This is a genomic window from Rhizohabitans arisaemae, assembly GCF_025996515.1.
Classification (GTDB): Bacteria; Actinomycetota; Actinomycetes; order Streptosporangiales; family Streptosporangiaceae; genus Rhizohabitans; species Rhizohabitans arisaemae.
The window spans coordinates 789254-814059 of the sequence record NZ_BLRH01000035.1 but is presented as its reverse complement, the minus strand read 5'-3'; the positions used below and the strand labels follow the sequence as shown (position 1 = coordinate 814059).

21 protein-coding genes are annotated in these 24806 nt (G+C 71.3%); 12 read left to right on the top strand and 9 right to left on the bottom strand.

The features are described from left to right. Positions 1–7 precede the first annotated feature (7 nt). From RUR_RS25645 to RUR_RS25630, 4 genes are all read right to left on the bottom strand, one after another. Complete coding sequence (locus tag RUR_RS25645; RefSeq protein WP_283137742.1) at positions 8–1567, bottom strand: ABC transporter substrate-binding protein; 1560 nt, start codon at positions 1565–1567, stop codon at positions 8–10. A 333-nt stretch (positions 1568–1900) separates the two neighbouring features. Then, positions 1901–2455: an HPP family protein gene (locus RUR_RS25640; protein ID WP_283137741.1), complete on the bottom strand. Its 555-nt coding sequence runs from the start codon at positions 2453–2455 to the stop codon at positions 1901–1903. A 93-nt stretch (positions 2456–2548) separates the two neighbouring features. Then, entirely contained in the window at positions 2549–3937 is a 1389-nt protein-coding gene (locus RUR_RS25635; protein WP_283137740.1) for a sugar porter family MFS transporter, read from the bottom strand. Position 3938: 1 nt separating this feature from the next. Continuing rightward, positions 3939–4316, bottom strand: a complete 378-nt coding sequence (locus tag RUR_RS25630; protein WP_283137739.1) for a DUF5709 domain-containing protein — start codon at positions 4314–4316, stop codon at positions 3939–3941. Between the two features lie 147 nt (positions 4317–4463). Between RUR_RS25630 and RUR_RS25625 the strand changes: the two genes are divergently transcribed. Continuing rightward, on the top strand, positions 4464–5216 hold the full coding sequence (locus tag RUR_RS25625) for a 4'-phosphopantetheinyl transferase family protein (RefSeq protein WP_283137738.1): 753 nt from the start codon (positions 4464–4466) through the stop codon (positions 5214–5216). On the opposite strand, the gene RUR_RS25620 is transcribed toward RUR_RS25625, so the two are convergent. Continuing rightward, positions 5176–6177: an SGNH/GDSL hydrolase family protein gene (locus RUR_RS25620; protein WP_283137737.1), complete on the bottom strand. Its 1002-nt coding sequence runs from the start codon at positions 6175–6177 to the stop codon at positions 5176–5178. The two genes, RUR_RS25625 and RUR_RS25620, sit on opposite strands and share 41 nt — an antisense overlap. Before the next feature lie 108 nt (positions 6178–6285). Between RUR_RS25620 and RUR_RS25615 the strand changes: the two genes are divergently transcribed. Both RUR_RS25615 and RUR_RS25610 read left to right on the top strand, forming a co-directional pair. Continuing rightward, positions 6286–6960 carry a FadR/GntR family transcriptional regulator gene (locus tag RUR_RS25615; protein WP_283137736.1) on the top strand — a complete coding sequence of 225 codons (675 nt, stop codon included), beginning with the start codon at positions 6286–6288 and terminating at the stop codon, positions 6958–6960. Between the two features lie 62 nt (positions 6961–7022). Further along, complete coding sequence (locus RUR_RS25610) at positions 7023–8567, top strand: DUF2079 domain-containing protein (protein WP_283137735.1); 1545 nt, start codon at positions 7023–7025, stop codon at positions 8565–8567. Between the two features lie 245 nt (positions 8568–8812). On the opposite strand, the gene RUR_RS25605 is transcribed toward RUR_RS25610, so the two are convergent. Beyond that, the gene (locus RUR_RS25605; protein WP_283137734.1) at positions 8813–9946 is read right to left on the bottom strand and encodes a glycosyltransferase family 4 protein; all 1134 of its coding nucleotides are present in this window, start codon (positions 9944–9946) and stop codon (positions 8813–8815) included. 42 nt (positions 9947–9988) lie between these two features. On the opposite strand from RUR_RS25605, the gene RUR_RS25600 reads away from it, so the two are divergent. The 3 genes from RUR_RS25600 (at position 9989) to RUR_RS25590 (ending at position 15518) form a co-directional block, all read left to right on the top strand. Then, positions 9989–10804 carry a PIG-L family deacetylase gene (locus tag RUR_RS25600; protein WP_283137733.1) on the top strand — a complete coding sequence of 272 codons (816 nt, stop codon included), beginning with the start codon at positions 9989–9991 and terminating at the stop codon, positions 10802–10804. Positions 10805–10869: 65 nt separating this feature from the next. Further along, a complete protein-coding gene (locus tag RUR_RS25595) occupies positions 10870–11958 on the top strand; it encodes a lysylphosphatidylglycerol synthase transmembrane domain-containing protein (protein WP_283137732.1) in 1089 nt (362 codons plus the stop codon). A gap of 197 nt (positions 11959–12155) precedes the next feature. Next, positions 12156–15518, top strand: a complete 3363-nt coding sequence (locus RUR_RS25590; protein WP_283137731.1) for an ATP-binding protein — start codon at positions 12156–12158, stop codon at positions 15516–15518. 30 nt (positions 15519–15548) lie between these two features. Here the strand turns inward: RUR_RS25590 and RUR_RS25585 are convergent, their stop codons facing one another. Further along, positions 15549–16124 (bottom strand): hypothetical protein, encoded by a 576-nt coding sequence (locus RUR_RS25585; protein WP_283137730.1) that lies wholly within the window; start codon positions 16122–16124, stop codon positions 15549–15551. Between the two features lie 221 nt (positions 16125–16345). On the opposite strand from RUR_RS25585, the gene RUR_RS25580 reads away from it, so the two are divergent. From RUR_RS25580 to RUR_RS25555, 6 genes are all read left to right on the top strand, one after another. Further along, a complete protein-coding gene (locus RUR_RS25580; RefSeq protein ID WP_283137729.1) occupies positions 16346–17098 on the top strand; it encodes an excalibur calcium-binding domain-containing protein in 753 nt (250 codons plus the stop codon). Positions 17099–17176: 78 nt separating this feature from the next. Then, entirely contained in the window at positions 17177–18004 is an 828-nt protein-coding gene (locus RUR_RS25575) for a sulfotransferase family protein (RefSeq protein WP_283137728.1), read from the top strand. A 260-nt stretch (positions 18005–18264) separates the two neighbouring features. Beyond that, complete coding sequence (locus RUR_RS25570; RefSeq protein WP_283137727.1) at positions 18265–18462, top strand: hypothetical protein; 198 nt, start codon at positions 18265–18267, stop codon at positions 18460–18462. A 183-nt stretch (positions 18463–18645) separates the two neighbouring features. Further along, entirely contained in the window at positions 18646–19710 is a 1065-nt protein-coding gene (locus RUR_RS25565) for a hypothetical protein (RefSeq protein ID WP_283137726.1), read from the top strand. Beyond that, positions 19707–21740, top strand: coding sequence for a RiPP maturation radical SAM C-methyltransferase (locus RUR_RS25560; RefSeq protein ID WP_283137725.1), 2034 nt, complete (start codon positions 19707–19709; stop codon positions 21738–21740). The genes RUR_RS25565 and RUR_RS25560 overlap by 4 nt, the downstream gene beginning before the upstream one ends. Then, entirely contained in the window at positions 21737–22261 is a 525-nt protein-coding gene (locus tag RUR_RS25555; RefSeq protein WP_283137724.1) for a DUF6817 domain-containing protein, read from the top strand. The genes RUR_RS25560 and RUR_RS25555 overlap by 4 nt, the downstream gene beginning before the upstream one ends. Before the next feature lie 102 nt (positions 22262–22363). On the opposite strand, the gene RUR_RS25550 is transcribed toward RUR_RS25555, so the two are convergent. Together RUR_RS25550 and RUR_RS25545 are read right to left on the bottom strand one after the other, a co-directional pair. Then, positions 22364–23419 carry a D-alanyl-D-alanine carboxypeptidase family protein gene (locus RUR_RS25550; protein ID WP_283137723.1) on the bottom strand — a complete coding sequence of 352 codons (1056 nt, stop codon included), beginning with the start codon at positions 23417–23419 and terminating at the stop codon, positions 22364–22366. Between the two features lie 753 nt (positions 23420–24172). Beyond that, positions 24173–24802 carry a cation diffusion facilitator family transporter gene (locus tag RUR_RS25545; protein ID WP_283137722.1) on the bottom strand — a complete coding sequence of 210 codons (630 nt, stop codon included), beginning with the start codon at positions 24800–24802 and terminating at the stop codon, positions 24173–24175. Positions 24803–24806 lie beyond the last annotated feature (4 nt).

Here is a 24806-nt window from a genome sequence, read left to right as displayed (position 1 = left end):
CGCGCCCTCACGGCGTCGGCCGCCACTTGTGGATGTCGCGGAAGAGGCCGCCGATCGCGTGTTCGTGGGCCTCCACGGCCGGGGCGATCCCGCTCCACTTCCCGCGCACCACGTAGACGTGGTCGAGGAAGAGAAGGTAGAGCCAGACCTGCCGATCCTGGATCCGCTGCTGCAAGGCGTCGTAGGCCTGCTTGCGGACGGCCTGGTCGACGGACTCGCGCCCCTGCGCCAGCAGGCGGTCCACCTCGGGGTCGCGGAGTCTGCCGGGGTTGAAGAACCCCTGGCCCGCGAGGCTGGAGTGGAACAGGTTGTAGTTGATGTAGTCGGGGTCGTAAGGGCTGCCCCACGCCATGAGGAGGGCGTCCTTGTCCATGCGCCCCTCGATGGCGTCCCAGTCGAGCCCCACGACGTCGACCTCGATGCCGACCTTGCGCGCGTCGGAGCCGACCGCGAGCGCGAGTTCCTTGCGGAGCGAGTCCCCGGCGGGATACATGAGGGTGAACTTGGCCGGGACCCCGTCCTTGGCCCGCAGCCCGCCGGAACCGGCCGTCCAGCCCGCCGCGTCGAGGATCTTGGCGGCGCCCGCCCGATCGGCGGCGGCCGGGCCGGTGACCGAGTCCGCGTGCCACTTGGTGCCGGGGGCGATCGGCCCGAAGGCGGGTTTGCCGGTTCCGGCGAGGATGCCGTCCGTCATCGCCTTGCGGTCCACCGCAAGGTTGAGCGCCCGGCGGACGGCCGGATCCCCGGTGACGGGCCGCTCCAGCGGGAACATGACGCCCCGGTAGTCGGCGCTCGGCACGTCGTACACGGTCAGGCCGTCCTTGCCGCGGAAGGACGCGGCGAGCTTGGGCGGCAGCACGACGGCGTCGAACTCGCCCGCCGCCATGCGGGTGGCGCGGACGTTGTCGTCCGCGGCGAAGGCGACGACGAGCCGCTTGATCGCCGGTGCCCCGCCCCAGTGGTCCGGGTTGGCGGTGAGGGCGAGTTTGTCGCCCGGGGTCCAGGACTCGAACCTGAACGGACCGGTGCCCACCGGCCGGGTGCCGAAGGTGTTCTTGTCCATGTTCTTCGGCACGATGCCGAGGGTCGTCCGCTGGACCAGGGGCGCGTAGGGGTATTTGAGGGTGAACACCACGGTGGCCGGGTCGGACGCCTCCACCTTGTCGATGGCCGCGAAGTCGCCGCGGATGGGCGAGTTGTTCTTCTCGTCGAGCACCTCGGTGTAGGTGAAGACGACGTCGGCGGAGGTCAGCGGCGTCCCGTCGTGGAATTTCACCCCCGGCCGGAGGGTGAAGGTCACGGTCTTGCCGTCGGCGGACGTGGTCGGCAGCGCGGAGGCGAGCGCGGGGACGGGTTCCAGGTCGTCGTCCCGGGTCACCAGTCCGTCGAACATCATCGATCCGCCGTCGGCGCCGAAGCCGAGGATCGGGTTGAGCGTCTCGACGGCGTTGCCGACGGAGACGACCACGGTGTCGTCCGTGTTCCTTGGACGGCTTGGATCGGTCCCGCCGCAGGCCGTGGCGGTGAGCCCGAGGACGGTGAGCAAGGCGATCAGGGGGCGCTTCATACATGGTCTCGCTTCACGGGGAAACTAGTCGCGTGCAGATATTAACTGCGACTAATTCGCAATAAGAGACCGGGTGTGCCGATCCGAGGCAATGGTGATCCCGCCGGGGTCCTGACGAAGCCCACGGCGGCACGCACCACCGCCGGCAGACGGGAAAGCCGAGTGCGCCTACCGGCGGATCCCCCGCCGTCGGGACGCACACAGAACGGACCGGCGGAGCAGAGCTCGGAGGGTTGGAACCCGAACTCCGTCGAAACCTCCGCCGGTCCTCCGGAAGCCTCACTCAACCAAGGCGTCGGTCTACAGGGTAAAACACCGGCTTGCCGGGTGCGATCACCACCAGTAGACGGGGTACTTGATCCCCTGGGCCCGGGCTCCGGCGAAGCCGGCGGCCACCATCACCACCGTCGACAGGGCCAGCAGCGGCAGGAACGGGAAGATCGGCGGGCCGGTCACCGTGACGATGATGGCCGTGGCCGCGGCGGGTGAGTGCGAGGCGCGGCAGGCCAGCATCGCACCGAGGGCGAGCCCCCCGGCGAGCGCCGCGCTCCACGGCGAGGACCCCAGCGTCCAGTGGGCCGCGAACCCCACCAGCGCGCAGACGAGCTGACTCACCACGACGTTGCGCGGCTGGGCGAGCGGGGTGCTCGGCGCCCCGGCCACCAGCGCCATGCTCGCGGCCAGCGACGGGATGAGTACGGGCTCCCCCACCAGGAAGCCGATCAGCGCCAGCGTGGCGAGCGCCCCGACGCTGGTCACGGTCGTGATGGCCAGTGCCGCCGGGCCGAGCCGGGGCGGCGCCTGACTGCTCGGCCACGACCTGGAGAACCAGGACTTGGTCCGTACCGCCGACTCCTGAAGCTCCTCGACGGCTTCGATCGTCCCCACCCCACTACCCCGTTTCTCCAAGATCCTGGTGAAGGATCTCATGATTGGGGATCAGGGGATATTCATCCGGTTACGATGTCAGTGATCCGTAAGTTATGCCATGTCCTCTAGTTCCATCCCCTTCGTCTCCCGGATCCCGGTGGCGACGAAGACGAAGGCGAGCAGCGCGAACACCGCGTACAGCCCGTAGGCCAGTCCCAGGCCGACCCCCGCCAGCACCGGGAACGTCGCGGAGACGAGCCAGTTGGCCACCCACTGGGCCGCCGCGGCCACGGCGAGGGCGGACGCGCGGATCCGGTTGTTGAACATCTCGCCGAGGAGCACCCAGACGACCGGGCCCCAGCTGCACCCGAAGAAGACCACATAGAGGTTGGCGGCGACGAGTGCCGCCTTCCCCGGCAGGTCGCCGAGGACCGGCGCCCCGTTCACGATCGGCGCGGTGGCGAAGAGGACGGCCATGAGGCCCAGGGTGACCGTCATGCCCGCGGCACCGGTCAGGAGCAGCGGCCTGCGGCCCACCCGGTCGATGAGCGAGATCGCCACGAAGGTCGTCGCGATGTTGACGACCGAGGTGATCACCGTGATGAGCAGGGAGTCGTGCTCGGTGAAACCCACCGAGCGCCACAAGGCCGAGGAGTAGTAGAAGATCACGTTGATCCCGACGAACTGCTGGAACACCGAGAGCAGCACACCGGCCCAGACGATCGGCAGCAGGCCCAGGCGCGGGCCGCGCAGATCCCCGAGGCGGACCGGCCGGTCCAGGGTGAGCGTCCTGGCGATCTCGCCGATCCGACCGTCGACGTCCCCGCCGACCAGCCGCCCGAGGATCTCGCGCGCCTCGCCCAGGCGGCGCCGGGCGACCAGGTACCGCGGCGACTCGGGTATCCGGAGCGCGAGTACGCCGTACATCGCCGCCGGGAGCGCGGCGCTGGCGAACATCCACCGCCAGGCGGCGCCGCCCCAGGGCACGTCGTGGGCGGCGCCGCCGGCCAGCCCGGCGAGGGCGTAGTCGACGAGGAGCGCGAGGAAGATCCCGGTCACGATCGCCAGCTGCTGCAGCGAGCCGAGCCGTCCCCGCAGGGCGGCCGGGGCGATCTCGGCGATGTAGGCGGGGGCGATGACCGAGGCGGCCCCGATGGCGAGCCCGCCCATCACCCGGAAAAGGGTGAGCACCACCGGATCGAAGGCGAGCCCGGAGCCGAGGGCGCTGACGAAGAACAGGACGCTCGCCAGCAGCATCACCCGGACCCGGCCGAGCCGGTCGGCGAGCGGCCCGGCGAACCAGGCGCCCGCCGCACAGCCGATCAAGGCGGAGGAGACGATGAAGCCGAGGGCGGCCGGACTCAGCCCGAAGGTGCTCTCCAGCGCGCCCACGGTTCCGTTGACGACCGCGGTGTCGTAGCCGAAGAGAAACCCGCCGAGCGCGGCCGCGGCGGCCACCGGGACCACCGCGCCGTGGCGGTGGCCCTCGGCTTCGGGCACCCTACTCTTCCTCGACGATGTGGACCGCCGCCTCTTCGGCTCCGGCCGCCCCTCCGTCGATGCCCACGTCCGAGGCGATCATCTCGGACTCCACGTCGCCGTGTGCCCCTTCGTCGGGCGCGACGAGGCGCCCCGCGCGACGGCCTCCGGTCGACTCGTACTCACCCGGTTCGGGCGCGTAGGGGTCGACGTCCGGCTCCTCCTCGGCGAGCAGCTGATCCAGGGACTCCCCCTGCCGCTGCTCGTCGGCGGTGGTGCCGAACTTCTGCCCTGCCGACCACCGGTCGGGTGGGATCAGGCCGGTGTCGAGAGGGTCCGCTCGAAGATCGTCGGTCTCCAGGCTGTCGGCGGGCTGTAGCACGCCATCGTCCTCGCTCATGACTCCTCCTACTGAGGCCCTACCCGGGCTTATCCCGTGGATGCGGTTCTTGACGGAACCATGACGACCGATTTGCACGGCCGAGCGGTTTTCCCGGGCCGCCGGGTGGGATCACAGATCACGCGCGATCGGGCACCATAGGTTTCCGTGGAGGACATCACCGATATATGGCACATCGACCGCCGGACGGCCGCGGGGCACCTCACACCTCACCGGGGCGTGCTCTCAGCCGCCGAGGAGGAGCGGGCAGCCCGGTTCATCCGACCGACCGACCGGGACAGATACCTCGAATCCCACATCTTTCTTCGGCTCGTCCTCGCCTCCTACGGCGGTGCCGGGCCCCGGGAGCTGGAATTCGGCGCGGCCCCCTGCGCCGGATGCGGGCAACCGCACGGCAAACCGGTGCTGATCAGCCCTTCGGTCCCCGAGTCCTGGAACCTCTCCCACGCGATCTGGGAGACGGCCGTCGTCGTCTCCCGGGTGCACGAGGTCGGAATCGACGTCGCCGACATCGAGACCGACCGCTCCCACGACGTCGGCCGGCTGCTCCACCCCCGCGAGATCCCCATCGCCCACGGCCCGGCCTTCTACCGGATCTGGGCGCGAAAGGAGGCCGCGATGAAGGCCTGCGGAGCGGGCCTCACCCTCGAACTCGCCAGCTTCGACGTCACCGGGGACACCACGGTCTGCGCCGGACGGCTGACCGTCCTCACCGACGTCCCCCTGTCCAGTGAGACCACCTGCGCGGTGGCCCTCACCGGCCCGGGCGTCTCGGCGGAGACCGCCCTGGGGGTGATCCCCGGCTATCCGGCCAAGCTCACCGCGGGCGACATCTCCGTCCCGGTCCAGCGCGCCCACGTCACGAGCCCCGCGAGTCCGCGTCCTTCCTGCGTGGGGTGATCAGACAGTACGGCTGCGCGAGCGGCCGGCCCGGTCCCGCGTGCACCTGGGCCCGGACCACCTCGGCGAGGCGGCGGTTGCCCGCCTCGTTCGGGTGGAAGCTCCGGGGATCCACGTTCACCGGGAAGTCGACGTTGAGCGCGTGCAGGTAGGGACTGGCGGTCCCGGCCTCCCCGCCGTCGAAGGCGGTGAACGCGTCGGCGAACTCGGCGCTCCCCCCGTCCCGCGCCGCGACGATCTCCTCGTCCACCCCGCGGACGGTCTGCCGGATCACCTCGTTGGCCCGGCGGGTCATCTCGTTGAGCCAGAGTTGCTCGTCGGCGCCGACGAAGTCGACCGACCCGGAGGGCCGCTCCGGAAAGAGCCTCGGATAGCCCATCACGACGATCCTGGCCCGCGGCGCCTTGCGGTGCAGCTCACCGAGCAGCCTGGCCAGGTCCGCGCGCAGCACGTCGATCCGGGCCAGGATCTCCGGCTGCTGCTCCCGGCAGGAGTCCGACCAGAGCACGCTGGTCACGCAGTTCTTCAGGACGCCTGCGTACCCGAGATCGTTGCCGCCGATGGTCAGGGTGATCAGGCTCGCCCGCCCGTCCACCCCGTCGACCTGCGGGCCTTGGCCGCCGTACCGGCGAAAGAGCGACGCCACCCGGGCGCCGCTGCACGCCAGGAAGCGGTTGCCGCCGCGGAAGAGGAACTCGGTGACGATGAGCGGGGCGTAGGAGAGCTCGGATCGCCCGCATCCGGGCCGGGACGCGGTCTCCCGGTCGGCGAGCGCGCCGATACCGGCGGAGAAGGAGTCCCCGAGCGCGGTGTAGACGCCCCAGACGGCCGCCTCGGCCGGGGTCACCGGCGGCACCGGATCGGGCGGGGCCCGATCGGGTTTCGGCACCGCGGTCCACGGGCCCAGCGCCGCGACGACGATCGTGAGGAGGCCTGCCAGCAGGATGCCCTGAACTAACACGATCTTTCGGATAAGCGGGTGCCCCATGAGATCAGGATGCCGCCTCTTCCCCACCACGTGCGCGAAATTTCACCTACGCTAGGAGGCACCCAATGCCTGGGAGGGCATGTGGCAGTCACGGACGAGGCGATAAACCAGATCAAGGGAATGATCCTCTCCGGGAAGCTGAGCCCGGGTGATCGGCTCCCCCGGGAAGCCGACCTCGCCGATCGACTGGGCCTTTCCCGCAACTCGCTCCGCGAGGCGGTCCGCGCCCTGGCGCTCATCAACGTGCTGGACGTCCGGCAAGGCGACGGGACCTACGTCACCAGCCTGCACCCCTCACTCCTGTTCGACGTCCTGTCCTTCGTCGTCGACCTGCACGACGAGACCACCGCGCTGCAGTTCTTCGAGGTGCGCCGGGTCCTCGAACCGGCCGCCACCGCCCTCGCCAGCCAGCGCATGACCGACGACGACGTCGGCGAACTGCGGGACATGATCGCCGCGCTGCCCGGGGACCCCACCGCCGAGCAGCTCGTCGCACACGATTTGAAGTTCCACCGGCGGATCGCCCTCGGCTCGGGAAACCAGGTGCTCTGCTCCCTCATCGAGAGCCTGTCCGGGCCCACGATCCGCGCGGAGACCTGCCGCGGGCTCACCCGGCCCGCCGCCGTCGAGGAACTCCGCCGGCACCACGAGGCGATCTGCGCGGCGATCGCGAACCGCCAGGCCGAGGTGGCCAGGTCGTGGGCGACCGTCCACATCACCAGGATCGAGGAGTGGCACCGGATCGCGCTCGACTGACGACGGGCCCGCAGGCCAGGGCGGCCCGCATCGGACCGATGGGGAAACAGTAGGCTTCCGCCGTGACAGTCAGCGCCCTGCAACCCCCCGCGAGCATCGGCGTACGACCCGGCGGCCACCGGCGGCACGTCATCGCCCTCGCCGTGATCTGTACCGTGGCCGCGTCCTGTTACGCCCTGCTCAGCCTGGTCAAGTTCGGGCTCCACCGGGCGTCGGTCTTCGATCTGGTCATCTTCGACCAGGCGGTACGCGGCTGGTCCGGATTCGGGCTCCCCTACAGCCCCGCCGTCGGCGTGAACAAGTTCGGCGTCGTCGACTTCCTGCAGCTCGCCGACCACTTCAGCCCGATCCTCGCCCTGCTCGCCCCGCTGTACTGGATCCACGACGGGCCCGCCACCCTCCTGGTGGCCCAAGCCGTCCTGTTCACCCTGGCCGTCCCCTGGATCTGGCGGTACACCCGCCGCCGGATGGGCACGGCCCCCGCCTACCTGGTCTCCGTCGCCTACCTGATCTCCTGGCCGGTCGCCCAAGCCGTCAACTTCGACTTCCACGAGGTGGCGTTCGTCCCGGTGCTGACCGCGATCATGATCGAGCGGTTCGACGCGGGACGGATCCTGCCCGGATCGCTCGCCGCGTTCGGCCTGCTCCTCGTCAAAGAGGACATGGGCCTGCTCGTCTCCGGATTCGGCCTCTACCTCCTGGTCACCCGGCGCTGGGCGGTCGGCGCGGCCTTCGTCGCCGGCGGGCTCTCCGCCATGGCCCTCACCCGGAACGTGCTCATCCCCGCCGCCGGCGGAGACTCCGCCTACTTCTGGGCCTACAACCACCTCGGCCCCGACGTGGCCTCGGCCGCGCTCCACGTGCTCGGCGACCCCATCGGCACCCTCGCCCTGCTGTTCAGCCACGGCGCCAAGATCGGCACCATCGGCCTGCTGCTCTGGCCGGTCCTCTTCGCCTGCCTCGCCTCGCCCCTGATCGTTCCCGCGATCCCGCTCGTCCTCGAACGCCTGCTGAGCGACCGCGTCCTGTGGTGGCAGGCCGACTTCCAGTACAACGCCTTCGTCATCGTCATCGTCATGCTCGCCGCCGTCGACGGCGTCACCCGGATCACCCGCTGGATCGCCCTCGCCACGCACCGCGAACCCGAAGCGGACGACCCCGCCGAGGACACCCCCGACGGCCCGGCCCCGGCCCCCGATCCCCGCGACCAGGTCCGCGCCCGCGTCATCGGGACCTCATGGGCCGCCTGCGTCCTCACCGTCTCCGTCACCCTCCTCCCCAACTTCGCCTTCAAGCAGCTGGTCGACCCCGCCTTCTACCGGAGCACCCCCCGTACGGCCGCCGCCGAGGAGGCGATCTCCAAGGTTCCCGACGGCGTCACCGTCGAAGCCGTCAACCACCTCGGTCCCGCCCTCAGCGCGCGGACCACCGTCCTCCTCTGGGACAACACCCCCAGAAACGCCCCCTGGGTCGTCGCCGACACCCTCCAATGGGCCTACCCGTTCGCCTCAGCCGACCGGCAGCGCGAACAGATCGACACCCTCCTGCAGAGCGGCTACAAGATCGTCTATGACCGCGACGGCTTCCTGGTCCTCAACCGCGGCTGACAACCTGCGGGAGAGCGGGCCGGACCAAAACCACGGACGTGCGATACCCCGTTGGGTGAGTTCAGGCTTACAAGAACAGTATTTTCAAACATTGACCGCGGCGGATCGTGCCGCGCAAAAGGCAGCGCGGCACGATCCGCCGCGCGCATTCCCGCGCCGCAAAGTACGCGGCGCGAGAAGTGCGGACGTAGCGCGACCAGCACCTAAGGTCCAGCCATACTTGCCACCAGGTAGGGCCCTTGGGGTCATCGGTTTGAGCGGTGGGATTTGGTGCGGGTTGTGGCCTGGACATAGGTGTCGTCGAAGGCTTCTATGACGGCCGGCCAGGTGCAGTCGACGGGGGCGGTCTCACGGTTGTGGGCTTGGATGCGCCGCCTGAGGGCGGGGTCGCGGGCAAGGCGGGCGATCGCGGCGGCCAGCTGCTCGAAGCTGCCGCCGAGGAGGCCCTCCTGGCCGGACTCGACGAAGTCGGCGACACCGCTCTGGGTCCGGGCGACGACCGGGAGGCCGGCGGTGCGGGCCTCCAGCGCGGCCAGTCCGAAGGACTCCCGGGGGGCGGGCGCGACGAAGACGTCGGCGGAGGCCAGCAGCTCTTTGATCTGCTCCCGGGTGAACCGGCCGGGCAGCGCCACCCAGTCCGACATCGCGTTGGCGCGAAGGTAACGCTCCATCGCGCCTTTGGCGGGGCCGTCCCCGACGACGGTGACGCGGAGCGGGGTCTCCCCGGGGACCCGGCTCCGCGCGGTCCGCATCAGCTTGAGCAGCCGTACCGGCTGCTTGCGCGGGGCGAGTCTGCCGACGGCCACGATGTGCACCGGGGACGCCGCCGAGGCCGCGGGGGGCGTCGTCGCCCGTACCGGACGCCAGGCGTCGACGTCCAGGCCGTTGGAGACGACGCGCACCGGGATGCGCGGGCCGGCCACGGCGCGGATCGGCCGGGACGCCGCCTCACTCACCGTGGTGACCAGCAGCGGCCAGCGGGTCCACCCGGTCAGCAGGTCCAGGAGGCGGTAGACGGCCCGGGTGACCGGATCCCACATGCTGTGCACCGTGACCACCGTGGGCAGCCCCGCCCGTACGGCGGTGCGCACCGCGGTCCAGGAGAACGGCGAGACCGCGCCGAGGTGGACGTGGACCACGTCGGGCCGCCGCGCGGCGTAGAGCCGGCGCAGGTGGTGCCCGCCGCGGGGGTGGAGCGGCAGGTCGAACGGGATCCGCGCGGTGATCCGATGCACCCCGTGACCGGAGTCGCCGGGGGTGGCGGTGGCGACTTCGACGTGGTGGCCGGCCTCCCGCTGCGCGCGGACCAGATCTCCCACCTGGACCTCGATACCGCCGAGACGGGGGAGGAAGCAGTCGCTGACGTGCAGAATCCTCAAACCGCCATGCCCTCCTCAAACGCGGCGTGGGATCATGTCTGAGTGCCACGTACCGCTGTATTCTTCCACGCCCACCCCGACGACGAGGCCCTGCTCACCGCCGGGACCATGGCCATGCTCGCCGCGCAGGGCCATCGGGTCGTCCTGGTCGTCGCCACCGCGGGTGAGCGTGGCCTGGCCGCGCCGACGGACCGCGCCCTCGGCGAGACCCGTCTTGAGGAGCTCGACCGGTCGGCGAAGGCGCTCGGCTGCGCCCGGGTCGAGCTCCTCGGCTACACCGACTCGGGGCTCGCCGGTGAGGGTGGCGCGCCGGTGGACCGTCCGCGGGACTCCTTCATCGACGCCGACGTGGAGGAGGCCGCGCAGCGCCTGGCGACGATCCTGAAGGAGGAGAGCGCCGACCTGGTCACGATCTACGATCCGGCGGGCGGGTACGGCCACCCGGACCATGTGCAGGTCCACCGGGTCGGGGTGCGCGCGGCGGAGATCGCCGGGACCCGGATCGTGCTGGAGGCGACGGTCGACCGCGGCCTGCTGATGCGGGCGCTGCGCCTGGTCTCCCGGATCTACCGGCTTCCTCCGGAGTTCGACCTGCGCAGCTTCGAGCGGGCCTACTCCCCGTCGGAGACGATCACCCACCGGGTCAAGGTCGGCCGGTACTCCGCCGCCAAACGGGCCAGCATGGCGGCGCACACCACCCAGACCACCGGCGGGGACGGCGAGCGGACCCTCTCGGTCTTCCTGCGGCTGCCGCGGCCCCTGTTCCGGGTGGTCTTCGGCACCGAATGGTACGTACGGCGCGATCTCCCCCCGGGCACCCGGCTCCGTCACCCGTTCGACGAACCCGCCCCCCGGTGACCTTCCCGGCCCGGTGGCGACGCTCTTTCCGGCGATCGACGCGCCGCGGGCCGTGACGACTTAGCATGGCCCGGGTCAAGACCGAGCGGGGTGATTGGGGCATCGTGAAGAACACGTGGGTACGGGCGGGGTTGTCGGTGATCTCCCTGGCACTCGCCGCGGCCCTCATCGTGTTCCTGCCCCGGCTGATCGGGACCGAGTGGACGCACGTCCTCACCGAGCTGGGCCGGCTCGCCCCCGCCACGATCGCCCTGCTGACCGCGCTCTGGCTGGCGAGCCTGTGGGCCTACACCTTCGTCCTCACCTCCGCCCTGCCGGGGCTCACCCATCTGCAGGCGCTCAGCCTGAACGCGGCCGGCAGCGCGGTGAGCAACCTGCTGCCCTTCGGCGGGGCCGCCGGGGTGGCGCTGACGTTCACGATGACGCGGGGATGGGGCCATCCGAACCGTCCCGTCGTGGTGATGACTGTGGTGACCGGGGTGTGGAACACGCTCTTCCGGTTCCTGCTCCCCGCCGTGGGCATCGTGGCCCTGCTCATCGCGGGACGCTCCCCGAGCGACTCGGTGACCTCGGCCGCCGTGGTGGGCGCGCTGATGATCGCGACCATCGTGGTGACGGCGGGGGCCGCCCTCTACTGGGACGCCGCGGCCGCGCGGCTCGGCCGGATCCTGGACCGGCTCAACGGGCTGCTGCCGCCCAGGTTACGCGGGGAACCGGGCCGGGCCTCGACCGGGCTGGAGAGGCTCCGGGGCAACATCACCGACGTGGTGCACGCCCGCTGGCTCGGCCTCACCCTCGGCATGGCCGCCTTCCTCGGACTTCAGCTGGCGCTCCTGTTCGCCTGCCTGCACGCGACCGGCGCCTACCCGGGGGCGGCGGAGACGGTCGCCGCCTTCGCGCTGAACCGGGTCCTCACCACCGCGGTGGTCTCGCCGAGCGGTTCGGGGTTCACCGAGATCGGTACGGCCACCGCCCTGGTGGCCATGGGGGCGCCCCCGAGCGCCGCGACGGCCGCGGTCCTGCTGTTCTGGTTCTACACCTACGTGATCGAGATTCCCTGGGGCGGGCTGGCCCTTGGCGGGTGGGCGCTGCTGAAGCGGCGCAACGGCTCCGGTGACCCCACCCCGGAGTCGGCCGGGGCAGGTCAGCGGTAGGCTCACACCCCGCCGCCGGGCGGACGAGCCGGTTCACAGCAACTCACCTGGTGACCGCATGCCCGGAGTATGCGGATAATTGAGATCTCATGAGCGTCGAAGCGGTGGGGGCCGCAGCGCGTTCCCAAGGAGGGAGAAGCGGCGAGTGACCAATCACCTGGTGCGGCCTGGCGGCTCCGCGTTCGGTTGCGGCTGACATGACGGCCGTACAGTTTCGCGTCCTTGGACCCGTCGAGGCGTACGCGGGGGAGGACGAGCTCGACCTGGGCGGGCTCCGTCAGCGTGCCGTCCTCGCCCGGCTGCTGGTCGCCCGAGGCCAGGTCGTCCCCGTCGACACCCTCATCTACGACCTGTGGACCGACGACGCCTCCCCCAACGCACTGTCCGGCCTGCAGGTCTACATCTCCCGGCTGCGCCGGGTCCTGGAGCCCGGCCGGCCCAAGGGCGCCCAGAGCCGGCTGCTGGTCACGGTGACGTCCGGGTACGCCCTGCGCACCATGACCGACCGGGTGGACGCGCTCAACTTCGAGGCGCTGACCCGCCTCGCGGGCGAACGGCTGGAGGCCGGCGACCCCGAATCGGCCCGCGCGTCCCTGGGGACCGCGCTCGGGCTGTGGCGGGGCACCCCGTACGGCGGCTTCGCGGACCAGATGTGGGCCGAGGCCGAGGTCTCCCGCCTCACCGAACTGCGGCTGGTCGCCCGCGAACGGCAGGCCGACACGGGCCTGCGCCTCGGGCTGCACGCCGAGACGGTCCCCGACCTGGAGGCGCACACCACCGAGCATCCGCTGCGCGAGGAGGGTTGGCGGCTCCTCTCCCTCGGCCTCTACCGATGCGGACGCCAGGGGGACGCGCTCGCGGCGCTGCGCCGGGCGAGGAACACCCTCGCCGACGAGCTCGGCATCGACCCCGGTCCCGCGCTGCGCAAGCTGGAGTCCGACATCCTCAACCAGGATCCCGGGCTCGACCTCGCCGACCGCCCGGCCCGGCGCGCCGTCCACGTCTTCGATCCGCCGCAGGCCGTACCGGTCCTGCTCGAACCGGCGCCGCCCGCCGAGCCGTTCGTCGGCCGGGACACCGAGCTCTCCCGCCTGCTCGACTCGGCTTCGCGCGCGCTCGGCAGCAGGCTGAACGTGGCCCTGGTGAGCGGGGACGCCGGGGCGGGCAAGTCCACGCTGGTCCGGCGGCTCGCCGACCGGCTGGCCTCCTCCGGCTGGATCTGCACCTCGGGCAGCTGCCCCGACAGCAACGCGACCCCGCCCGGCTGGGCCTGGGTGGAGGTCCTGCGCACGCTCACCGAGGTCCGGGGCACCGGGGAGTACGGCAGGCTGCTCGCCCCGCTGCTGGACGACAACGCCGTCGTCTCCGAGGAGGACGAGGTCTCCGGCGGGTTCCGCCTGCACCGCGCGGTCGGCGGCTATCTCGCCGTCGTCGCCAAGGAGGCGCCGCTCCTGATCACCTTGGAAGACCTGCACTGGGCCGACGACCAGACCCTCGCCCAGCTGCGGGCGCTGCCCAGCCTGCTCGCGCCGAGCCGGGTGCTGCTGCTGGTCACCTGCCGGGAGAGCGAGCTGAGCGAGCAGCAGGCCGAGGTGCTGGCCGCGCTGGCCCGCCTCGGCCCGGTACGGGTGAACCTGGGGGGTCTGTCCTCCGCGGCCGTGGCCGAGCTGGTCCGGGCGACCTGCACCAGGGAGGTCGACGAGGACGCGCTCGGCGCCATCGCCGAGCGCACCGGCGGCAACCCGTTCTTCGTACGGGAGACCGCCCGGCTGCTCGACACCGAGAACGACATCGCCAAGGTGCCGACCGGGGTGCGCGACGTGCTCCGGCGCCGGATCGCGCGGCTGCCGCAGAGCGCCCAGTACGTGCTGCTGCAGGCGGCGGTGATCGGCCGGGACGTGGACGTGGACGTCCTGGTGGCGGTGACCGACGACGAGGACGCCGTGGTCGACGCGGTGGAGGCCGGGCTGCTCGCCGGGCTCATCGCCGAGCCGGGGCCGGGCATCCTCCGGTTCGACCACGGGCTGGTCCGCGACACGCTGTACGCCGACGCGTCCCGGCTCCGCCGCTCCCGCCTGCACGCGCACGTGGCGGAGGCGATCGAACGGCTGCGCCCGGAGGACGTGGCCGCGCTCGCCCACCACTACGACGCGGCGGGCACGGTGGAGACCGCCCGCAAGGCCGTCCACTACGCGGGTCTCGCCGCCGAGCAGGCCGAGCGGCGGTTCGCCTACCGCGAGGCCGCCGCCCTGTGGGGCCGGGCCATCGAGGCCTACGACCGCTGCGCCCCGGTCCCCGGCAGCACCCCCGCAGAGGTGATCAAGGGGCGCCTCACCCTGACCCTGAACCTGATCCGCGCGCTCGCGCTCGCCGGTGACATGTCGGCGGCCCGCTCCTACCGGCGGGAGGCGATGGACGCGGCCCTGCCGCTGGGCGACATGCAGCTCACCGCCCGGGTGATCGCCGCGCTCGCCGTACCGCACAAGGGGATGGCCCGGGACTTCAGCCGGACCGCGTGGGAGATCGTCGACGTCACCGAACGCGCCCTGGAGGAGCTCCCCCAGGCCGAGCAGACCCTGCGGGCCTCGCTGCTCACCACCCTCGCGCTGGAGCTGGAGGGCTCGGCGACCGGGCGGGGGCACCAGGCGTCCCTGGAGGCCGAGGAGCTCGCCCGGCGCAGCGGGGACCCGCATCTGCTCGCCGCCGCGCTCAGCGGCCGACTCCGGCAGTCGTACGGGATTCCCGCGGTCGGGGAACGCGAGGCGATCGGCAAGGAGCTGCTCTCGGTCGGCGCCCAGTCCGGCAAGGTCGAGGTGGAGGCCCTGGCCCACCTGGTGCTGATGGAGTGCGCCGCCGCCCGGGGCGACTTCGCCTCGGCCGACGCCGCCGTGGCGATGGCCGAGCGCCTGGCGGCCCAGTACGACCTGTCGGCGCCCGCCTCCGTCGTCGCCTGGTATCGCGGGCAGCGGCTGATGATCGCGGGACGGTACGGGGAGGCGTCCCGCGCCTACGGCGAGGCCGCGAAGGCGACCGCCAAGTCGGGGATGCTGGAGGGGCGGCAGGATCTCCCGCTCATCGCCTCGTTCTGCCTGCTGCTGGTGGAGAGCCGCACCGCCGAGATGGTCACGGCGCTGGAGCAGGCGCACCGGCGCGGGGCCAAGTGGACGCTGGACGCCTACGCCCTCTCCCTGGCGGCGTCGGGCCACGTCGAGGACGCCCGCCGGACCGCCGAGGAGCGGCCGCCGGTCCGCCCGGACTTCCTGTACGAGCTGGTCATGACCTGGCGGGCCCTGGCGGGCATGCTGCTGGGGGACGTCGAGCGGATGCGTGAGGCCTACGAGACGCTGAACCCGTTCTCCGACCGCATCGCCGGGGCGGGGACGGGGGTGGTGGCCCTCTGGCCGGTCGCGCAGACGCTGGGCGACCTCGCCACCCACCTGTCCGACGCGGAGGCCGCGCACGAGCACTACACCAAGGCCCTCGCGGTGGCGCAGCGGGTCGGGGTCCCCCGGTGGATCGAGGCGGCGCAGCGGTCCCTGGAGCGCATCACCGCGAGCTGACGGCCGACGTCCCCTGCGGTGGGCGCGGGTTCAGCAGCCGACCCGGAACTCGGCGCTCACCGGGACCTTGATTCCGCCGGGGGACAGGACCACGAGCTCGGCGCGGTACCGGCCGGGGTTGTCGGCGACCCGCGCCCGCCACTCGACGGGACGTGTCTCGCCGCCGGGGCCCACCGTGAAGCCGTGCCGCCCGCTCGCCGCGTGCGGCTCCCAGCTCCCCGTCGCCGGATCCCTGCGCATGAGGTGCCAGGAGTAGCGGACGTCGGCGACGCCGGCCTTGGCGGTGAGGACGCTCCGTACGGCGAACGCGGCGGAGCAGGGCTCCGACTCGGGCAGTTCCACCACGACGGGCCGCCGCCCGCAGGCCTCCTCCCGGCAGGGAAGCGGCTCGGGGCGGGTCGCGGTGTAGGAGGCCGTCGCCTCCTCCCGCGCGGAGAGCGTGATCGACTGCCCGTCCATCGGGCCTGCGGCGGTGGTGGTGACCCCGGACCCGGGCGCCCCCATGTAGGCGCCGGTGAAGGCGATCACGGCGACCGTCAGCTTGACGGCGGACCCGACGGCACCGGCGAGGACCGGCAGGAGTACGGGGGCGATTCGCGAGGTCATGCCATGTTTGTATGGCCAAGACCTTGTACGCCGCTTACCGCCCGCTTGAAATGATCGCCGGGAGCCGGGGGCCGGCCCGTTCAGGTGTCCCACCCCACCGGGAGCGATCCAGCCCCAACAAATCTCCCCCGCGGCCCAGGTTTAGGGATCAACTCTGGACAGAGTGCCCCCAATCCTTGATAACTTCGTCAAGTCGATCTGTACAAGGATGCCGGATCCTCATGACTTTGCGATTCAACCCCCCGCCGTACTGGCCGCAGCCGCCCAAGGGCTGGATACCACCCCCTGGGTGGCAGCCCCCGTGGTGGCTCCCTCCGCCACCGCCGGGCTGGCCGCTCTGGATCGACGACCGGAGCATGGACCCCGGGCGGGCCCTGGCCCGGATGATGGTCGGTCCCGAGTACAACTCCCCCGCGCGCAAGCTGCTCCGCTCGGGCATCATCACCCTCAGCACGTTCGCCCTGGTGGCGGCCGCGATCACCGGGGGTTCCGGCGGGTTCCTCGCCGGGGACGACTCCCTCTCGCGGACCGCGCCGGTCTCGGAGACCAGCCCGACCGTAACCGAGCCGGAACCGACGCCCACGCCGGCCCCGCCGCCGCCCACGACCACCGTGACCGAGACCGTCACCACGGTGACCACGGTGACCGCCCCGCCGAGCCCGCCGGCGCCCTCGTTCTCGCTGCCCGCGATCCCGTCGGCCATCCCGTCGCCCAGCCAGTCGCCGGCCGCCGCCCCGCCGAGTCCCACCCCGACCGCGACACCCTCGGCCAGCCCGAGCCCGACCGGGAGCCCCTCGGCCTCGCCGTCGCCGACGGCCTCGCCGACCAACACGGCGGCATCCGATCCCAGATTCGACAGCTGCAAGGAGGCGAACGACGCGGGGTACGGCCCCTACATCAAGGACCTCGACCCCGAGTTCGCCTGGTATCCCGACGAGGACGGGGATGGCATCGCCTGCCTTCCCGCGCTCTAGGGCACTCCGAGTGGAATGCCAGGTTCCCATCAGGCTTCTTTGAGGCTTTTTTCAGGACAAGTCGGGAGACTTGCCTCAATGGACATCAAACGACGGGTCAACGATGCCCTGCAACGGTTGACCGGATACCAGCTCACCCGAGTCGGCCCGGCGAGCCCCAGCACGCGCGGCGGCCGCTCAGACGACGACCGGCTGGTTCCCGACCCGGTGTTCATCCACTGCTCGGTACGCTCCGGCTCCACCCTGCTCAAGTCCGTCCTCGGCAGCCACTCCACACTGCACGCCCCGCATGAGCTGCATCTGCGGCACATGCACGTCGAGCTCGGCTCCTCCTACGTGCAGAAGGCGATGAAGGAGCTGGGGATGTCGGCGCGCGACCTGGAGCACCTCCTCTGGGACCGCATCCTCGACACCGAACTGGCCAAGAGCGGCAAGACCCGGATCGTGGTGAAGACCCCCAACCACGTCTTCATGTGGCGCCGGATCGCCCAGTGCTGGCCCGGCGCCGCGCACGTCTTCCTCCTCCGGCACCCCGCCTCGATCGCCCGCTCCTGGCATCAGGCCCGCCCCAAGTGGACCGTCGAGGAGACCGTCGAGAACGTGCTCGGCTACATGAACGCGCTGAACGAGGCGCGCACCGAGCTCCCCGGGATCACCGTGCGGTACGAGGAGCTCACCGCGGAACCGGAACGGGTCGGCCGGGGGTTGTGCGACTTCCTCGGCCTCGCCTGGGAGCCGGGGATGCTGGAGTACGGCAAGAGCGGCACCTCCTTCAAGCGGGGCCTCGGCGACTGGAAGGAGAAGATCAGTTCCGGCCGGATCCAGCAGGCCGCGCCCTTCCCCGACCACACCCCCGAAGGCCTGCACGAGATCTGCCGGAGCTGGGACTACCCGATCACCGGCTGAGCGGCGGGTCACGCCCGGCATCCGGTCAAGGTGGGCGATCCGGGCTTCTCCTCACCCGGGTTTTTAGGCATTTGTCGGATGACGGCGATTGACAATCATTGACCAAATGATTCATAAATGTCAGCCGAGAAAAGCCACTGCAAGGCCAGGCCGTCAGGAAAATCATTTTCGCAAGACCTGGATGAGACGTTGACGTGACCAATCCCGGGACGTAGGTTCCCCTTGGGAGCCGCAATTTCGACGACCCAAGGAGATCGGTCATGACGAAGAGAACCTCGACAGAACTCGATCTACCCGTCAACGAATCGCTCACCAGGGAGCATTTCTCGGTCGACCGAGACGGAAATCTGGTCATCAAGAATCAGGAGCTCGCCGAGATCCTGAAGTCGAATATTCCGATCGGCCGGACCGACCCCGTCGTCAACAACGTACACGTCAGTGTGGGTGTGGATTTCTGAGCCACCCATCCGCCGAAATCCGCGAAACACCCTGAAACAGAATTCACCCGCCGACGGCGCCGGGCATCTCGGCAACGGAGGTCGGACTTCGGCCGATATTCCGCCGGACGACATCCGCAAAGACAAAAACCCGAGGCCCGGACGCCGTCCCCCGCCGGCTTGTTTTCCTATGGGAAAGTGCCAATGCATCTCATCGGTGACCTGGTGACGCACCAATCCGGCGGGGAAAACCGCCGAATACGTGAACCGTTCTCCCTGGCAATCCGTCTGCTGCGCTCGCTGAAAGAGCGGGAGCACCTCTCCGGCCGACGGGACGTCCTGGAGGCGTTTGAGGAATACCTCGCCCGGCCGAACGGGAAGAGCCGGGGAAACCCGGAGATCTATCCGTTTCTGCACGCGCTCCGCGACCACGACCGGACCCCGGTGGAGATCGACGAGTGCCTGCGCAGACTCGCCCTGCATCTGGGCCTGTCCCCCCGGTCGGCGCCGGGCCGGCCACCCGGCGGCTACTGGCGGCTCTGCCACTCCCACGACGCCGTCCTCACCCTCCGCCAAAACCGCCTGGAGGACGTGTTCCCCACCACGGCGGTACGGCTGACCGAGGACCTGGTGGCGATGTACCCGAGGACCGGGCTGTTCGCGGACCTCATCCCGGCCGACCTCTACCCGGCCGGTGACGCACCGGGTCCCACCGACCCCCGCGTCGCGCGGGTGACCGAAGCGCTCCGGCTGATCCGCGCTTTCTCCCCCGTCCTGGCGGCCGATTTCGCCGAGGTGGTGCGGACCATCGTGATCACACCGAGCCTCGCCACGCTCCCCCGGCGGAGCTACAGCTGCCGGCTGACCTACTTCGGCGGGATCTTCGTGGACGCGTCGGAGGAGGACGTCGGCCTGGTGGCCGAGGGACTGCTGCACGAGTACGCCCACCAGGAGCTCTGGCGCCTGTGGGAGTTCCGTCCCGAGGCCGCCGTCCCGGCGCCGGGCGCCCCCGTCCGTTCCCCGCTCACCGGCCGGCTGCTGGGCAGGGACGTGATGACCCACGCCTACCTGATCTACCTTGAGGCCGCCAGGTTCAACGCCTGGCTCGCCGATCGCCGATCCGGCGACGACCCCGAGGCCTACGGACGACGCGCCGCGGAACTGGGCGAGGCGGCGCGTCGGCTCGGCGAAGGGCTGGGCTCTCAGACACCCGGCGACCCGGCCCTGCGGGAGATCCTGGAGTTCGGCAGATCATGGAGCGACAGATGAGCCCCGCCGGAAACATGGAACGTTCCACACCGCTCCGGATCTCCCTGGTCTCCGCCCCGTTCGGCCCGCTCGACACCCCTTCACTCGCCCTCGGGCTGCTCAAATCGCTCGGATCCGCACTCGGCGCCGAGGTGAAGGTGTTCTATCAGGGCTTCGCCTTCGCCCGGATCATCGGCGAGACGGCCTACGGGAAACTGGCCGCGGGCGCACCCGCCACCCACGACCTCGCCGGGGAGTGGGTCTTCGCGCCGGCGGCGACCGGTTCCCCCGGTGAGGACGACGACGCCTACCTGTCGCGGATCATCCACGGCGGCGACGTCGCGCACCGCAAGACCAGGCGCTGCGAGCCCGAAGCCCTCCCGCTGTTCACGGAGAACCTGATCCGCGCCCGGGCGAGCGCGGCGGACTTCGTCCGAGCCGCCGCCGAGGAGATCCTCGGCCGCGAACCGGACCTCGTCGGGTTCACCAGCGTCTTCCAGCAGAACATGTCCTCGCTGGCGATCGCCCGGGAGATCAAGCGGCGCCGACCGGACGTCTACACGGTCATGGGCGGGGCCAACTGCGAAGACCCCATGGGGATCGAACTGCTGAAACACTTCCCCGCGCTCGACGCCGTCGTGTCGGGCGAAGGCGAGGACGCCTTCCGCGAGCTGGTCACCGCATTCCAGCGGGGACGTCCCGTACGTCGCGTCCGCGGCCTGCGCACCCGGGGCGCAGGCGTTGGCGTCGGCCTGCCGGTGCGACCGGCCGTGACCGACCTGGACAGCCTGCCCGCCCCCGACTACGACGAGTACTTCGCCGAGGCGTCCGCGGTCGCGGCCGCCTGGGGGCTCAGCCCGAGACTCGTGCTGGAGACCTCGCGGGGCTGCTGGTGGGGCGAGAAACACCACTGCACCTTCTGCGGGCTCAACGGCACCGGCCTCACCTTCCGCCGCAAGTCCCAGCGCACGGCGATGCGGGAGCTGGAGACCCTGACGGAGCGGTACGACGTCCACCAGGTCTCCATGGTGGACAACATCCTGGACATGCGGTACTTCGGGGAATACCTGCCGTGGCTGGCGGAGCGGAAACTCGACCTGCAGGTCTTCTACGAGACGAAGGCGAATCTGCGCAAGGACCAGATCCGGCTGCTCAAGGCCGCCGGGGTGGACAACATCCAGCCGGGAATCGAGAGCCTGAGCGACCCGGTGCTGGCGTTGATGCGGAAGGGCGTCCGCGGCATCCAAAACGTCCAGCTGCTCAAATGGTGCCTGGAGCTCGGGGTGAAACCCGAGTGGAACCTGCTCTGGGGATTCCCCGGAGAGCCACCCGAGGAGTACGCGCGCATGGCCCGGGCGCTCCCGCTGCTCGCGCACCTTCCCCCGCCGGGCGGCGCCTCCGCCATCCGGCTCGACCGCTTCAGCCCGAACCACAGCAAAGCCGCGGAGTACGGCCTGACCGACGTACGGCCCTACCCCTCCTACCGGTACGTCTACCGGCTGGACGACGAGGCACTCGCCAACCTCGCCTACTTCTTCACCTTCCGGTACGCCGACGGCAGAGACGTCACCGCCTACACCGAGGCGCTGGGCCAGGCCGTCGAGGAGTGGTTCCGGGTCCACGACTCCTCGGTCTTCGTCATGATGGACCGACCGCCCTACCTGCTGCTCTGGGACACCCGGCCCTGCGCCGGCGCCCCGCTCACCGTGCTCGACGGCCTCGCCCGCACCCTCTACCTGGCATGCGACCGCTTCACCGGCTCGCCGGCGCTGACGGCCGCGGCCCGCGCCGAGCACCCCGGCGTCACCGACGACGACGTGGCGGCCGCGCTCGCCCTGCTCGCCGAGCACGGCCTGATCTACCGGGATCGGGGGCTCCACCTCGCGCTCGCCACCGACCTGGCGGTCTATCAGCCGAACCACGCGGCGTTGACCGCGCTGATCGACTGCGTCCGGGGGGTCTCGGCGTCGGAGGAGGAGGTCTCCACCGTGCCGATCAAGAGGTATCTCCTCAGGCCTTCGCCGGCCCGGACCGCCAAGGCCCCCGCGTGATCTCCGAGATCGCGGTCGCCCTGCTGCGGACCTGTGGAGCCGACCGGGTTCCGCACAGCGGCCGCACGCTCCTGGACCACCTCACCGGAACCGCCCGCATCCTCGACTCCTGGGCGGAACCCGACTGGGTGGTCCACGGCGGCCTCCTGCACTCGGTGTACGGATCACCCGCCGGAGGCCGCCCCCTGCTGACCCCCGGAGCCCGCCCGGTCGTCCGCTCGGTCGTCGGCCCCTCCGCGGAGACCCTCGCCTACGCCTTCGCCCACCGCGCCCCCGGCGCGTTCCCCGTCCCGGACTCGCCGGAACTCCGGCTGGGCGACGGCTCCACCCTGACCGTGGACGCTCCGCTGCGGCACGCCCTCGCGGACGTCTACGCCGCCAACCTCCTGGAGCAGCTTCCCCGCCTCGGTCTCGCGCACCTGGCGGACGCCCGGCCCACCCTGCGCTCCCTGACCCCGTTCCTCTCCCCCGCCGCCCGCGCCCGCTGCTCTCCCGCCCTCCCACCCGGCTGGCTCGCCTGACACCGCGTCCGAGCCGCCGTACCGCACACCCCGCGGCACACGACGGGGCCGGCCGGGCGAGAGTCGCCCGGCCGGCCCCGGCTGCACAGCGGTCGCCCGGGGCTAGCCCGTCGCGCCGGCGGCGGACTCGCCCGTGGCGACGAGCGGAGTCCGGTCCGCGCTGTAAGCCCAGTCCAGCAGGCGGGCGGCGTCCCGGAAGCGGCTGGCCGAGCTGTTCTTCGTCGCGTCCAGGAGAACCCCGATCAGCAGCCGGCCGTCCCGGCGGGCCGCGAACGACAGGCAGAAGCCGGCCGGGGAGGTGAAGCCGGTCTTCACCCCGACGGCGTCCCGGTAGGAGGTGAGCAGGCTGTTGGTGTTACGCCAGGTACGGGCCGGCCGTCCCTGGGCGGCGGCGAGGGTGTAGCGGGGCGCGCTCGCGATCGAGGTGAACGCGGGGTCGAGCAGGGCGAGCCGCGCCAGCCGCACCTGATCCGAGGCGGTGGAGAAGCCGCCGCGTCCGGAGCGGTCGGTCTCCGGAAGCCCGTCCGGGTTCACGTAGCGGGTCTGCCGCATCCCGAGCCTGGACGCGTACCGGTTCATCTTGTCGACGAATCGCGGGACACCCGGGCCGTAGGTGCGGGCGAGCGCCTCGGAGGCGTCGCTCGCCGACGAGAGCATGAGGGCGTACAGCAGTTCCCGCGTGGTCAAGACCTCCCCCGGTCGCAGCGCGGCGTGGGTGGCCCCGCTCGTCCGGGCGTGCCGGACGTCTGCCTCCGTGATCCGGATCCTGTCGTCCAGCCTGCCCTCCTTCAGCACGATGTAGGCGGTCATGACCTTGGTGAGGCTCGCCACCGGACGTACCCGCTGGGCGTCCTTGGCGAGCAGGACCCGCCCGGCCTGCGCGTCGTACAGCATCGCCGAGCGGGCGCTCACCGCGGGGCGCGCCCGGCCCGGATCGGCGTGGCCCGCGAACGAACGGCTGCCGCCCGGCCGGGAGGGGCCCGCCATGGGACGGCTCTGCTCCGGCCTGGTGTACCCCGTCCCTGGACGACCTTCCGGCCTGGAGTAGCCCATCCCCGGACGACCACCCTGACCCGGCCTGGAGTAGCCCGATCCGGGGCGGCCCTGACCCGGCTCGTAGCCCATCCCGGGCCGATAACCCGGGCGGGAGTAACCCATCCCCGGACGATTCTGGCCGGGCCCGTAGTAGCCCGTCCCGGGACGACCCTGTCCGGACCCCGGATAGCCCGTCTCAGGACGACCTTGGCCCGGGCGGGGATAGCCCATCCCGGGGCGGCCCTGACCCGGCCCGTAGCCCATCCCGGGCCGATAACCCGGGCGGGAGTAACCCATCCCGGGACGTCCACGATCCGGCCGGGAGAAGCCCATACCGGGACGGCCGTGGCCCGACCTTGGGTAACCCATCCCAGGACGGCCGTGGCCCGACATCGGGTACCCCATCCCGGGACGACCGTAACCCGGCTTGGGACGGCCCCGCCCGGACTCGGACCCGCCTCCCCTGACCTTGTCCTTCATTGCTTCCATGACGACCTTCACCGCGTCCTCATGGGACATGTACCCACCCGGCGGCACTGTGTGGTAGGTGACGGACGTCTCGTTGGTGGGCCGGGGATCGGGGACGGCCATGCCGTCCGCGGGAGGTGACGCCCAGGTGGGCGTCGACGCCAGTCCGATCAGTAGACCCGTGGTCAGAGCGGTGATCTGTGCGGTTCGCGCGGTGCGTCGCATGGTTCCTCCCCGAAAGGTGTCAAGCCCGGAAAGCCTCGCATTCCAATTGCGGGGAGTACGTCATTCGACACGTCACTCACCCTGCCGAGTGATGAGCCGATCCGGAAGCCCGCCGCCGCAAACCCGGATGTCCAGGCGGAAAAGCCTGTCAGCGCCGTCGCGACCGGCGCAATGTCCGGGAGGTCACGGGCAGCAGGTCACGCCGTGCCAGGTGCGGTTGCCCTCGTACACCGCGACCCCGGCGAGGATCAAGGCGACCAGCGGGTCCACCCACCAGATCCCGGCGACCGCGTTGAGCGCCAGCCCGGCCAGGACCCCGCCCGCCGCCCAGGCACAGAGCAGGTTCTGCGTACCCTCCCCCGCCGTCGACGCGGACTCCAGCCGCGTGCCGAGCCGCCGCTTGGCCGCGCCCAGAAACGGCATCGTCACCAGGCTCACCGCGGTGACGGCGACACCGAGCGCGGACTCCTCGGCCCGGTGCCCCGAGCCCAGGTCGTGGAGCACGTGGACGACCAGGTACGGTCCGAGGACCCAGAAGCTCACCGCCACCACCCGCCGGGCCCTGAGCTCGGCGGTGGCCGACAGGGTGCGGCTGCCGGTGAAACGCCAGATCACCACGATCCCGGCGAGGGCCTCCACCAGCGAGGAGAGGGACCACCCGATCAGCGACGCCGAGTGCGCGGCCAGACCGGCCGACAGGCCGATCCCGCTCTCCAGGGTCAGCCAGCCCAGCGTCAGCCAGGACAATAGACGTGCGGTCCGCGCGTCCCGCAACCAGCTGTCCGGGCGTGCGCACACATGCTGGTCCGACATCGTC